This is a genomic window from Streptomyces antioxidans, assembly GCF_000968685.2.
Lineage (GTDB): Bacteria > Actinomycetota > Actinomycetes > Streptomycetales > Streptomycetaceae > Streptomyces > Streptomyces antioxidans.
The window spans coordinates 21,953-35,010 of sequence record NZ_LAKD02000041.1 but is presented as its reverse complement, the minus strand read 5'-3'; the positions used below and the strand labels follow the sequence as shown (position 1 = coordinate 35,010).

12 protein-coding genes are annotated in these 13,058 nt (G+C 68.8%); 9 read left to right on the top strand and 3 right to left on the bottom strand.

The window, feature by feature from the left end; all coding sequences use genetic code 11:
• Window positions 1–33: 33 nt before the first annotated feature.
• The 9 genes from macS (at window position 34) to VT50_RS17095 (ending at window position 8,260) form a co-directional block, all read left to right on the top strand.
• Window positions 34–1,287 (top strand): MacS family sensor histidine kinase, encoded by a 1,254-nt coding sequence (macS, locus tag VT50_RS17135; RefSeq protein WP_046086144.1) that lies wholly within the window; start codon window positions 34–36, stop codon window positions 1,285–1,287.
• Window positions 1,284–1,964, top strand: a complete 681-nt coding sequence (locus tag VT50_RS17130) for a response regulator (RefSeq protein WP_046086110.1) — start codon at window positions 1,284–1,286, stop codon at window positions 1,962–1,964. Before macS ends, VT50_RS17130 begins: the two co-directional genes overlap by 4 nt.
• 182 nt (window positions 1,965–2,146) lie before the next feature.
• A complete protein-coding gene (locus VT50_RS17125; protein WP_046086111.1) occupies window positions 2,147–3,175 on the top strand; it encodes a 6-phosphofructokinase in 1,029 nt (342 codons plus the stop codon).
• A gap of 447 nt (window positions 3,176–3,622) precedes the next feature.
• Window positions 3,623–4,153, top strand: a complete 531-nt coding sequence (locus tag VT50_RS17120) for a MauE/DoxX family redox-associated membrane protein (protein WP_046086112.1) — start codon at window positions 3,623–3,625, stop codon at window positions 4,151–4,153.
• 21 nt (window positions 4,154–4,174) lie between these two features.
• Entirely contained in the window at window positions 4,175–4,774 is a 600-nt protein-coding gene (locus VT50_RS17115; RefSeq protein WP_143645232.1) for a TlpA family protein disulfide reductase, read from the top strand.
• Window positions 4,771–6,657, top strand: a complete 1,887-nt coding sequence (locus tag VT50_RS17110) for an ABC transporter ATP-binding protein (protein ID WP_046086114.1) — start codon at window positions 4,771–4,773, stop codon at window positions 6,655–6,657. Before VT50_RS17115 ends, VT50_RS17110 begins: the two co-directional genes overlap by 4 nt.
• Window positions 6,654–7,115 (top strand): S26 family signal peptidase, encoded by a 462-nt coding sequence (locus VT50_RS17105; protein ID WP_046086115.1) that lies wholly within the window; start codon window positions 6,654–6,656, stop codon window positions 7,113–7,115. Before VT50_RS17110 ends, VT50_RS17105 begins: the two co-directional genes overlap by 4 nt.
• Before the next feature lie 193 nt (window positions 7,116–7,308).
• The gene (locus tag VT50_RS17100) at window positions 7,309–7,503 is read left to right on the top strand and encodes a hypothetical protein (protein WP_046086116.1); all 195 of its coding nucleotides are present in this window, start codon (window positions 7,309–7,311) and stop codon (window positions 7,501–7,503) included.
• Window positions 7,504–7,672: 169 nt separating this feature from the next.
• On the top strand, window positions 7,673–8,260 hold the full coding sequence (locus VT50_RS17095; protein WP_046086117.1) for a peroxiredoxin family protein: 588 nt from the start codon (window positions 7,673–7,675) through the stop codon (window positions 8,258–8,260).
• Window positions 8,261–8,317: 57 nt separating this feature from the next.
• On the opposite strand, the gene VT50_RS17090 is transcribed toward VT50_RS17095, so the two are convergent.
• From VT50_RS17090 to VT50_RS17080, 3 genes are all read right to left on the bottom strand, one after another.
• Entirely contained in the window at window positions 8,318–9,559 is a 1,242-nt protein-coding gene (locus VT50_RS17090; RefSeq protein ID WP_046086145.1) for a hypothetical protein, read from the bottom strand.
• Window positions 9,543–10,637, bottom strand: a complete 1,095-nt coding sequence (locus tag VT50_RS17085) for a HesA/MoeB/ThiF family protein (RefSeq protein WP_338058327.1) — start codon at window positions 10,635–10,637, stop codon at window positions 9,543–9,545. Before VT50_RS17085 ends, VT50_RS17090 begins: the two co-directional genes overlap by 17 nt.
• 450 nt (window positions 10,638–11,087) lie before the next feature.
• Window positions 11,088–13,028, bottom strand: a complete 1,941-nt coding sequence (locus tag VT50_RS17080) for an anthranilate synthase family protein (protein WP_046086119.1) — start codon at window positions 13,026–13,028, stop codon at window positions 11,088–11,090.
• Between the last annotated feature and the right edge of the window lie 30 nt (window positions 13,029–13,058).

Sequence of the window (13,058 nt, the reverse complement as noted above, 5' to 3'; positions counted from 1 at the left end):
CGGGAGCGCACCGGGGGCGAGCGCGTGGTGCGGATGTCCGTCGAGCAGCCGCTGTGGCAGGCGCTGACCGCCTACCGGGTGCTCACCCTGCTCTACGCGCTCGGCCTGTGCGTCCTCTCCTTCGACGACTACGATCATCCGGTCGGCGCCGTCGTCTATATGGCGGTGCTGACGCTGTGGACGGCGCTCACCTTCCGGATGGTCGCCTCGGCCGAGCACTGCACCCGGCGGTTCCTCGTCGGCGACCTCGGCATCGCGGTGACCGGCATTCTGCTCACCCCGCTCGTGGACAGCCACGACCGGATCGCCGAGGGCACGCCCACGCTGCCCTCCATATGGACGATGGGCGCGGTCCTCGGCTTCGCCATCAAGGGCGGCTGGCGCTGGGGCGCCTCGGCCGCCACCGTGGTCTGCGCCGCCAATGTGATCGAGCGCGGCGCGTTCGCCCAGGACACCATCCACATGCTGGCGCTGGTGTGGGTGGCGAGCGTGGGCATCGGCTATGTGATCGAGGTGGCCCGCGCCAGTGAGCGCACCCTCGCCCGCGCGCTGCGCATCGAGGCGGCCACCCGGGAGCGGGAGCGGCTGGCCCGCGACATCCACGACAGCGTCCTCCAGGTGCTCGCCATGGTGCAGCGGCGCGGTGCCGCGATCGGCGGCGAGGCGGCCGAACTCGGCCGGATGGCGGGGGAGCAGGAGATCGCGCTGCGCACCCTGGTCTCCACCGGTCTGGTGTCCCGGCCGCGCACGGGGGACGGGACGGAGACCACCGTCGGCCCGGACGCCCTCCCGGACGCTCTGGCGGGCGCTGACGGCCCACCGGTCCCGCCCTGTGCGCCCGGGGAGCGCTCCGACGGCGGCCCCTGCGATCTGCGGGCCCTGCTGGCCCCGCACGCGGGCTCCCGGGTCACCTTCTCCGAGCCGGGCGCCCCGGTGCTCCTCCCGGCGGGCGTGGCCGCGGAGTTGGCCGCCGCGGTCGGCGCCGCCCTGGACAACGTACGGGTCCACGCCGGGGAGGACGCCCACGCCTGGATCCTGCTGGAGGACGAGCCGGACGCGGTGATGGTGACCGTACGGGACGACGGCCCCGGCATCCCCGAGGGGCGGCTGGCGGACGCGGAGGCGGAGGGCCGCCTGGGGGTGGCCCTGTCGATCCGGGGACGGCTGCGCGACCTCGGGGGCACCGCCGAGTGGATCTCGGCGCCGGGGCAGGGCACCGAAGTGGAGTTGACGGTTCCGAAGGCGTCGGCGAAGAAGGCGATACGGAAGGGGGAAGCGGCGCGATGACCGCTCAGCACGACGGCCGCCCGGTGACGGTGATGGTGGTCGACGACCATCCGATGTGGCGCGACGCGGTGGCCCGGGACCTGTCAGAGGCCGGGCTGGACGTGGTGGCCACGGCCGGGGACGGACCACAGGCGGTCCGCCGGGCCAAGGCCACCGGGCCCGACGTCCTGGTGCTCGACCTCAACCTGCCCGGGCTGCCGGGGGTCGAGGTGTGCAAGGAGGTCCTTGCCGACCGCCCCGAGCTGCGGGTGCTGGTGCTCTCCGCGAGCGGTGAGCACGCGGACGTCCTGGAGGCGGTCAAGTCCGGGGCCACCGGCTATCTGCTGAAGTCGGCCAGCACCGTGGAACTGCTGGACGCGGTGCGCCGTACGGCGGCCGGCGACCCGGTGTTCACCCCCGGCCTCGCGGGCCTGGTGCTCGGTGAGTACCGGCGGCTCGCGGGCGAGCCCGCCCCCGCCGCCGCCGACCAGCCCGCCGTCCCGCAGCTCACCGAGCGTGAGACGGAGGTGCTGCGGCTGGTGGCCAAGGGGCTCTCGTACAAGCAGATCGCCGAACGGCTGGTCATCTCGCACCGCACGGTGCAGAACCACGTCCAGAACACCCTCGGCAAGCTCCAGCTGCACAATCGCGTGGAGCTGGTCCGCTACGCCATCGAGCGAGGCCTGGACGACGGCTGACACCGTCCGGCCGGGGGCGGTGACATCGCGTCACCTCCCTCGTACGGGTGAAGTTCAAAACCAACTCCCTTCGTTCACACGGGAATCGTCCGACGCCCCATCCCGTGTGACCTGGATCACCGTTAGCGTGGCTCTCCGTACCGGGCCCAATCACGGGATTCCACGGGAGAAGGGAAGAAACGATGCGGGTCGGAGTGCTGACCGGCGGCGGTGACTGCCCCGGACTCAACGCGGTCATCCGCGCCGTCGTGCGCAAGGGCGTACAGGAATACGGCTATGACTTCATCGGCTTCCGGGACGGCTGGCGCGGCCCTCTCGAGAACGACACCGTTCCCCTCGACATCCGCGCGGTGCGCGGCATCCTGCCACGCGGCGGCACCATCCTCGGCTCCTCCCGCACCAACCCCCTCAAGAGCGAGGACGGCATCCGCCGGGTCAAGGAGACCCTGGTCAAACAGGAGGTCGACGCGCTGATCGCGATCGGCGGCGAGGACACCCTCGGCGTCGCCGCGCGGCTCTCCGGCGACTACGGCCTCCACTGTGTCGGCGTCCCCAAGACCATCGACAACGACCTGTCAGCCACCGACTACACCTTCGGCTTCGACACCGCCGTCAACATCGCCACCGAGGCCATCGACCGGCTCCACACCACCGCCGAATCGCATATGCGCGTGCTCGTCGTCGAGGTGATGGGCCGGCACGCCGGATGGATCGCCCTGCACTCGGGGCTGGCCGGCGGCGCCAATGTCATCCTCCTGCCGGAACAGCGCTTCGACGTGGACCAGGTCTGCGGCTGGGTCGAATCCCGCTTCAAGATCCGCTACGCCCCGATCGTGGTCATCGCCGAGGGGGCGATGCCCAGGGACGGCGACGCGGTCCTCAAGGACGACACGCTGGACTCCTTCGGCCATGTCCGGCTCTCCGGGGTCGGCGAGTGGCTGGCCAAGGAGATCGAGAAGCGCACCGGCAAGGAGGCCCGCACCACCGTCCTCGGCCATGTCCAGCGCGGGGGCACGCCCAGCGCCTTCGACCGCTGGCTGGCCACCCGCTTCGGGCTGCACGCCATCGACGCGGTCCGGGACGAGGACTTCGGAAAGATGGTCGCGCTGCGCGGCACCGACATCGTCCGGGTACCGCTTGCCGAGGCGACCGCACGGCTCAAGACGGTCGATCCCTCGCTCTACGCCGAGGCCGAGGTCTTCTTCGGCTGAGGCCGTCTGGGTGCAGTACGGCGATGGGCCGGGTGCGGATGTCGCGTCCGGCCCATCGCGACATCACGGCTAAATCCTCCCAAACGGCGACGGGAGGGCAAATGGGACTGCTTTAGGTTAACCCCTGGACAACGGAGTGAGTGCTCTGTCAGAGTCCCGCGGAACGGTTTTGGAAAGACCACTCAAAACCGTGAACGCACAAAAGCAGCGGACCGCTACCAAGTCGCTCCGCTGTGTAAACGGGGAGAAGTTGATGGTTACTGAAATCGGGTATCTGATTACACGGGGTACCGATCCTGGCCTGGGTCTCATCCAGGCGGTTTTCGCGGCCAAGTCCGTGTTTGCGGGCAACGGCTGACGCGACACCCCGAATCCTGATCCACTGCCCGCCGCGTCGTCGGGCCGTTCTCACCCCTGCCCGGAACCATCTCAGGTAAGGCCTCAGTCATGGGTGTTGTCACAGCCTTCTGTGCTGTCGCGATCGCCGTAACCTTCGCGATATCCGCAGTGCACAAGCTGAAGGGCCCCGAGCTCTTCCGGGAGCAGTTGCGCGAAACCCTTCCGCTCCCCGGATATCTGATCAAAACGACCGGCTATGCCATACCCGGCGCCGAAGTCGCCGCGCTGGCAATGGTGTTGTCGCCTTACCCCCTTGCGGGATTCGCGCTCGCCTTTGTCCTCTTCCTCTCGTTCACGGTCTATCTGGCCGTGATCATCCGGTCGGGAAGCGGTGCGTCCTGCGGTTGTGTCGGGAGGGCCGCACAGCCGGCCTCCAAGGTTCATCTGTACCGCAACGCGGTTTTCCTGCTGCTCTGCCTCGCAGGTGGCTTCGGGGCGATGAGCGAGGGCGGGGTGAGCCCGGTCCAGTACGCCGTGGCGGCGGGACCCGCCGTTCCGGTCGGGGCCGGTCTGCTCTACCTGGACGAGCTGGCCGCCTTCTTCCGCCCGTCCGCCGCGCCGGCTCTCCGGCCCAAGTAAACCCACGTAGGAAGACACGAGATGACGACCGTACTCGCTTCTTCGGCAGTGTTTCTCTCCGCACTCAGCCTTGTGCTCGCGCTCTTTGTCGCGCTGCGCGTGAAGAAGGTGCTCGACCCCGTGACGGGGATGCGCTCCGTGACCGGACAGGAACACATTTCAGCGGTCCCCACGGGTATGACCGTGCCCGAGGCCGGGGAACTCATCGACCACAACGGCGCGGCGTTCGAACTGCCCGCGGCGGACGCCTCCGGCCGATGGCTCCTCGCCTTTCTCTCTTCCGAATGCCCCGGGTGCAAGGTCCAGCTCCCCCGGTACAAGAAGTGGGTCGACTCGCTCGGAATCTCTCCCGACCGGGTCATCACCGTGGTGACAGGCGACGAATCCGACGGTGTCGAGCAGTACAAGACCGAACTCGGCGAACTGAGCAGGGTGACCCACCTGGACACTTCGTCCCCCTTCGTCGAGAACATGGGCGTGGATGTGTGGCCGGCCTACCTGGTCATCTCGGAGGGCAAGGTCCAGTACTCCGCGCTGAGTTCTTCCCGGCTGGCCCGAATCGACGGCGCTCTGTTCCAGGAGCCGGAGAGCACACCCGCTCTCGCGGGCGGAACCGCATGAGAGGAAGAAAGCGGTACGACCGCGAGACGGTGCGGCAGAATCTGTCGCGGTTCGCTGCCGCCTGCTCCCTCGCCTTCACGTCCGCCAAGTGGCCGCTGATCGCCTATGCGGCACAGGCGCTGGTCACGGGGGTGCTCCCGGTCCTCACGGCATGGCTCACGAAAGTCATGCTGGACCGTCTGACACAGAAGGCCGATATCGCGGACATCGTCGCGGTGGCCGCGGCGCTGGCCGTCGCGGGCATAGCCGTGGGCGCCGCCCAGCACATCTCCACCTACCTCAGGGAAGAGATAAAGAGAAGGATCGGCATCCATTCTCAGGCGCGGCTGTTCGGCACGCTCAACACCTTCGTCGGGATCGGCCGATTCGAGGACCCCGACTTTCTGGACCGGCTCCGCCTCGCACAGCGCTCGGGTGGCCCCGCTCCCGGGTTCCTGGTGGAGGCGTCCCTGAACTCGATGCGTTCTGGCACCGTGGTGATCGGGTTCTTGTCCTCGCTCTTCGTGATCAGCCCGCTGATGGCCGCGTTCATGGTCGTCTTCGGCGTGATCATCCTGATCTCGGAGATCAGCATTTCACGCCGCAGGGCGCGCATGATCCGCACCATCACCCCTGCGGAGCGGCGTGAGTTCTTCTACGGTGAACTGCTCTCACAGGTGGAAGCGGCGAAGGAAGTCCGGCTCTTCGGGATCGGCGACTTCCTCCAGGGCCGGATGCTCTCCGAGCGGCGTTTCGCCAATGAAGCCACCAAGGCGGTCGAGCGCAGGGAGATGAGGGTACAGACGCTGCTCAGCGTGCTCGCCGCGCTCGCCTCGGGGTGCGGCATCCTCTGGGTCGCCTACGCCAGCCGCTCCGGTGAGATCTCCGTGGGCGATATCGCCCTGTTCATCGCGGCCACCGCGGGAGTGCAGGCCGCTCTGGCCCAGCTCTCCACCGAAGTGGCGCGTGTCCACCATTCGCTGCTGCTGTTCGGGCACTACCAAGCGATCATCGGGGCTGGACCCGATCTTCCGGTCAGTGAGACCCCCGAGCGCATTCACACGCTGCGGCAGGGGATTGAACTGCGCGATGTGTGGTTCCGCTACGCGGACGACCAGGCGTGGGTGCTGAAGGGGGTGAATCTGTTCATCCCGCGCGGCCAGAGCCTGGCGCTGGTCGGGCTCAACGGCGCCGGGAAGTCGACCCTCGTCAAGCTGCTCTGCCGGCTTTACGATCCCACCAAGGGCGCGGTCCTGTGGGACGGGGTCGACATCCGCACGGCGGACCCGCGGGAACTGAGGGCTCGCATCAGCGCGATATTCCAGGACTTCATGAGCTATGAGATGACGGCCCATGAGAACATCGGGATGGGCGAGATGGGATCGTTCGACGACGGCGAGCGCATCCGTGCCGCCGCGCGGCTCTCCGGGATGCACGATGCCATCACGAAACTCCCGGACGGCTACGACACGATGCTGACCCGCACCTTCTTCTCGGGCAGCCTTGACGACGCCGAGCAGGGCGTCCAGCTGTCCGGAGGCCAGTGGCAGCGGGTGGCGCTGGCCCGCGGCTTTATGCGGAGCCAGAGCGATCTGATGATCCTGGACGAACCGTCCGCCGGCCTGGACGCCGAAGCCGAGTACGAGATACACAACGCTCTGCGACGCCATCGGCGGGACAGCACGAGCGTGCTCATCTCGCACCGCCTGGCCGCCGTGCGCAGCGCCGACCACATCGCGGTGCTGTCGGAGGGGCGCATCCTGGAGAACGGCAGCCACGCCGCACTCATGGCCGCGGGCGGCGAGTACGCACGCCTCTTCACCATCCAGGCGTCCGGGTACCAGGACGCGGCGGGGGAACCGGAAGAGAGGGTCCCTTCGGCGGTGCCCCAGGAGGCGCTGTGAAGTTTCTTCTCCTGGGTCTCCTGCTCATTCCGCTGTCGGTCCTCTGTCTGCGGAGGCGCTACCTGGTCGTGACCGTGCGAGGAAGGAGCATGGCGCCGGGACTGGCGGACGGCGACCGCCTGCTGGTGCGGAGGGGAGCGGTGCCGCGCATCGGGCAGGTGGTGGTCGCGTCCACCTCGCGGAAGGAGTTCCCGAGGACGGGATTCGACGGTTTAGACGAATCAACTGGTGACGGGAATCCCGATTTCCTGATCAAACGCGTGGCGCCACCGGGTTCCTGGAACGGGGAAACGGCGACTCACATCAGGGGCGAGGTGCGCTCGGGCGAATACTACCTGCTCGGCGACAACCTTCCCGTGAGTCTCGACTCGCGGCAGCTCGGCACTTTTTCCGCCGATGAAGTCGTCGGAGTCGTGCGCAGGCGCCTCAATTCAAGGACGCCAGCCACGGCCGAGTAATTGCGAACACCATCCGGCCCGGAGTGCCACCGGGCTTTGGCATGCCCTTGTGGGCATCGTTATGAATTTCTCTGCATGGAAATTCAAATTGCCTCACCCTATGGACAGCCGGCGCGAATGTCTGCAAGATTCTGGCCGACGGCTCCCAAGGAGAGCGGAAACTCCGCCTCCGCCGTTAAATAAGGAGAAATCGATGTTGACGGGATTCAGGAACCTGGGCTCGCGCATTGCCGAACTGGTGCTTCCGCACACCGAGGCGGCCGCGGGCTGCGCCCCGGACTGCTGGTGCGCGAAGTGTGGCATGGGACTTCCCAGCTGCGGGGCGGACAGCGAGTACTGCATCACCCGCTGCTGCCACAAGCCCGACTGCACCAGCAAGTGCGCCTGACTTACCGGACCCGCCCGAAGTCCTCTTCGGGTGGTCGTGCGCGGCGCCTTGATGTCGCCGCGCCACGGGCGTAGTCACGCCCTGCTCTGCTGCCCTGCCCGGCCGGCCCCTCCTGGCCGGGCAGGGCCCCCGCGTTCCCTTTTCTGTCCCCTGTAAAGAAGGTCACGGGATGACAACCGTACTCGCATTCTTGGCGGCGCTCTTCGCGGCGCTCAGCCTCGCGCTCTCACTCGCCGTCGCGTTGCGCGTGAAGAAAATCCTGGACCCGCTGATCGAGGAGGGGGTCACGAAGAGTCAGGACCGCCCCCAGCCGATTCGCCCCGGAGTTCGCGTGCCCGATGCCGGAATCCTCACCGACCACAAGGGCGAGACGTTCCGGTTCCCCGCGGCGGACACGACGGGCCTCTGGCTGCTCACCTTCCTTTCCGCCGGATGCCCCGGGTGCAAGCAGCAGCTGCCCACATTCAAGAAGTGGGTCACATCACTGGGCGTTTCTCCCGACCGGGTCATCATCATGGTGTCCGGCGAGCCGGAGGGTGCCGAGCTCTACCGGACCGAGCTGGGCGAGCTGGCCAGGATCACGCAGGCGGACCCCTCGTCCACGCTTGCCGAGGACATCGGCGCGGAGGTGTGGCCCACCTATCTCGTCGTATCCGAGGGAACGGTGCAGTTCTCCGAGATCAGCGCGTCGCGGCTGGCCGCGACACAGATCCGCCTGGTCGAGGACCCGGAGAGCGAGGCGGCACTCGTCGGCTGACCGGCTTTGAACCGGGCTGACCGGCTAGCCCGGTCCGGGCTAGCCGGGAGATCCGGGCTAGCGGACGGATGCCCTGCGCTTCCGGCGGGCGTTCCGGCGGGCGATGAGCCAGAGCACGGACGTGGTGCCCAGGAGGAGCAGCACCACGGCGGAGTCGCCGTTGCGGGCCGGCGAGTGCTGGGGGCCGAGATGGGTGACGGCGTCAGCGACGACCGCGACGTTCGCGGGCAGCGTGATCACGGCGAGCACCGCGAGGCAGACCACGGTCCCGATGACCTGCACCGTGCTGTAGATCCGGACGGTGCGCCGCTCCGCGGGCGGCAGATCCGCGCTGGGGTCCCCCACCGTGACCGTGCGGAGGGTGAGCGCCGCCAGGCCGCGCCGCAGTCGGTACTTGGCGTAGGCGGCGCTGTCACTGAAGAGGTCGCGGCAGCCGGTGAGGTCCTGGAGGACGAAGTACACATCGGTCCGCATGAAGATCATCGCCTGGAACGACAGGGGGAGGAGCGCCAGCACGACGACCGCGTTCAGCAGGTGATGGAGCCTCGTCCCCCCGTCCACGAAGAGCAGGGCCAGCGCGGCGGTCGCCGAGCACAGCAGGTCGACCGCGATGCCGGACAGATAGGCGGTGATCCGATGGCGGCGGGGAGCGAGTTCGATACCGCTGATGTCCGTCTGGGCGACGAGGAACTGGAGCCTCGTGCCCAGCGAGAACCGCCCAGGGACCCCCGCGGCCCTGGCCGTCACCAGGTGCGCCCCCTCGTGGAGCGCCAGGAGGATCAGTTCGACCAGTGCCATGAAGGCGAGGTTCACGCTTCCGTGCTCGCTCCACAGCAGGGCGCGATAGCTGAGCGAGATGTCCGGGGTGAGCACCACCACGACGGCGGCCGCGGCGATGAACGCTCCGATCAACGGCGGCAAAAGCGGGCTCAGGGTGAACCGCACATGCCGGGGACGCAGCCAGCGGAGGGACGCGGGGAGGGGAGTCGAGGTGGCCACCGTACGGCCGTCCTGCTCCCGTACGAACTCCAGGGCCTTCAGACCGTCGATGAAGTCGACGACATCGACGTCCTCGCCGGTCTCGGCGCGGAGTACGTCCCCGGTCTCTCCCGCGGTGCGTCCCTGGCCGAGCAGTTCCAGCGCCCGGACCCCCACCGGAGGCAGGGCCACGAACGTTCTCGCCTCCCTGCGGCCGACGATCGATTCCTCGCCCTCGGTCCGGACCACCAGCTCGTGCAGCAGTACGGTCGTGTCCGCGGTGGGCCCGGGGACGGGCACGGGGTCAGCCGACGCGGTCATGAGCGGCCACACGGTCCCGCCGGGCACTGTCCGTTCCGCAGGCCGGGCAGTCGTCGCGACGGGGGGAGCGCAGGGTGATGGTCTCTTCCAGGGCCATGAGATTCATGCCGAAGCGCAGGCCAGGCTCCAGGGCGGGCACCCCGGTGAGGAGGGACAGCGCCGCATGCGTCAGGAGACCGCCGGAGAGGCCGGCGGTGACCGCGGTGACCGGATTCCACGGCATCCGCGCCGAGGCCACATCGTCGCCCTGCCCGGGAGCCACCCGCAGGTCCACACGGTCGCGCTCCGCCAGCTGCAGACACTCCCAGCAGGCGCCCCGGTACGGCACGTGCACGCCGACCAGGACCTGCGGTCCCTCATATCCGGCGGCCACCCACGGAAGCCGGCGATCGAGGCATACGCGATTCGCCCAACCGCGGATGACGGGAGGCCGGTCAGCCGCCAGCACCAGCAGATCGAACCCCGCGCCCTCGCCCGGAGTGCCCATGGCGAGCAATTCCGCCAGATCGTCCGGTCCGGATATCTCGCACCGGGCGCCGGTGACCCGGACATGGGAGTTCACTTCACGCAGCGCGGCCACCGCGGCGTCAACCTTACCCTTGCCGATATCGCCTTCGCGGAAAAGTGGCTGACGATTCAGGTTGGAAAGCTCAACGACATCCGAGTCCACACAGTGGAGGTGCCCGACCCCCGATGCGACAAGGCCGTGCGCCGCATACCCGCCCGTGCCTCCGACGCCCACCAGGAGGACCTTCGCGGCACGCAGCTCCTGCTGTATTTCCCAGGCATTGGTGCGGGGTGAAAGATCCATCCAGCGCATCAGTGGGACGCCCCTGCTGTACCGGATCCGCTCCTGTTCCGAGAATCCCTCCGGGACGTCGGCGCGGGCATCGTCGATAAATCCGGCCGCCTGGAGGTCCGTTATCGCCTGCCGTATGGCATCACCGGGCAGTTCGGGAAATCGGGCGCCGGTCTTCCCGACCACCTCATCGACCGTCAGCGACCCGTCGAGCGCTTCCACCAGCGCCCACACCCAGCCGTCCGGGTCCTTGACCTCGGCGCCGATGCCATAGACCACGCTACCGATGCGTACATGCCCCTCGGTCGTGCGGTACGCCCGGTGCTCGGGCTTGATCCGGGGGCGAAACGCCGCAGCGCCACGAGCATATGAGTCCACACCATCCGCCTCTCACGTGTGCGAGGTGTGTACCCTCCGATTTCCCGGAGGGTACACACCTCAACCAGCATCAGCTACTGCGCGGGCCAACCTCGCGATTAGGCTCCGCCGCACTTCTGAGTGGTTTCCTTCTTGTCCAGCGGACGAATGTCGATCTTCAGGCTCATGTTCCCCGTTCCTTCCTCTCGACAACTGATGCGCCGTCGGAACGTTGGCAATGGGCACCGTGTTCCGGCAACGTGCGATGAGAATAGCAGTCATTCGTCAGTTGCCATAGGGTTATTTATCTAAGGGACCGTCACTTCTCTGGAGGGCGCTATGGCGACGCGATCTCCACGGAATGATTTGAATTCAGACCAGCACGGCCGCCAGCAGTTCCGCCACGAGCGCCGCGCCATTCAGTGACAGCACCGACTCCGGATGGAACTGCACCCCCGCGAACCCCGGCCCGCGCAGCGCGTGCACATCCCCGCTCACCGCGTCCCGGCTCAGCTCCACGCGGTGCATCGCCAGCTCCGCTTCCGCCGCCTCCTCGCAGCGTGCCGTGAAGGTGTTGTAGAAGCCGACGGTCTCCTCGCGCCCGAAGAAGTCGATCCGCTCCTGGGCGCCCTGGAACGGCACGTCCTTGCGTACGATCTCCAGCCCCAGCTCGGCCGCGATCAGCTCGTTCCCCAGGCACACCCCCAGCAGCCCGTGCCGGTGCCCGGCCAGCAGCTCGGCGGCCAGCGCCCGCAGGAACCGCATCTTCGGGTCGGCCGTGTCACCCGGGTCGCCGGGGCCGGGCCCGAGCACCACGGGTCCCTGATGCGCCAGCGCCGCCTCCCGGACCCCCGGCTCGTCGTACCGCCGCACGGTCACGGTCAGCCCCGAGGTGCGCAGCAGATGCGCGAGCATCGCGGTGAACGTGTCCTCGGCGTCGATCACCAGGGCGTGTCCGGACAGCCCTCCGGGCTGGGGCTCCTCGGGGCGCTCGGGATGCTGCATCCGCAGCCAGAACGGCGCCAGGTCCGCCCGCCGCGCGTCCAGCGCCGCCCGTACCCGCGGATCGTCCGCGAGCCCCGGCCGTGGCCCCGCCCCCTCCGGCCGTACGGGCGCGGGCCGTACGCCCAGCGCGGTCAGCACCCCGGCCGCCTTCGCATGGGTCTCGGCCACTTCGCCGCGCGGGTCCGAGTGGCGGACCAGCGTGGCGCCGACCGCCACCTTCAGCGATCCGCCGGGGTCGATGTCGGCGGTGCGGATCAGGATCGGCGAGTCCAGGGTCTGGGCGCCGCCGCCGTCCCGTCCGATCAGTGCGAGCGCCCCCGCGTAGTAGCCGCGGCCACCGGGCTCGTAGCGCTCGATCACCCGGCACGCGTTCTGCACCGGGGAGCCGGTGACGGTCGCGGCGAACATCGTCTCGCGCAGCACCTCCCGGACGTCTAGCGAGGAGCGGCCGCGCAGCTCGTACTCGGTGTGCGCGAGATGCGCCATCTCCTTGAGCCGGGGCCCGATCACCGTGCCGCCCATGTCGCCGACGGTGCACATCATCTTCAGCTCCTCGTCCACGACCATGGACAGCTCCTCCACCTCCTTGCGGTCGTGCAGGAACTCCAGCAGGCCGTCGGCGCCCGGCCCGCCCTCGGGATAGCGGTACGTCCCGCTGATCGGGTTCATCACGACCGTTCTCCCCGACATCCGCACATGGACCTCGGGGCTGGCCCCCACCAGCGTCCGCCCGTCCGCCAGCCGCACCACATACGTCCAGTAGGCGCCCCGCTCACCGGCCAGCAGCCGCCGGAAGAGCGCGAGCGCGTCGGTACTCCCGAACCCCGGGATCTCGCCCCGGAACGTCCTCCGGATGACGAAGTTGGCGCCCTCGCCGGTGCCGATCTCGTCCTCAATGACCCGGCTCACGATCTCCGCGTACGCGTCGTCGGTCACGTCGAACGCCCCGTCCTCGACCCGCACCGGGTGGGCGGGCAGCGCCTCAAGCGCCTCGGCGAGCGGCAGCTCGTAGCTCTCCTCCGGGCGCAGCACGGCCAGCGGCGTCCCGTCGTCGCGCACCTCGAACCCGCGCTCGCGGATCTGCCGGAACGGCACCAGCGCGAGGGCGTCCGCCACCGGGGCGCCGCCCCGTGGAGCCCCGGTCGGCAGCGGGATGTCGGTCAGCCGCTCCACCTCGCCGACCGGGCCGAGCAGCACCTCGACGGTGTCGGGCGCGCGGCCGGGGGTGTGGCGGTGCAGCAGGGCGAAGGGCGGCGCGTCGTCGGAGAGCAGTCGTGCGACGACGGCCTGAGCATCAGGGTTCTGCATGGCGGATGATTCCTTCCGGAATAAGGAACG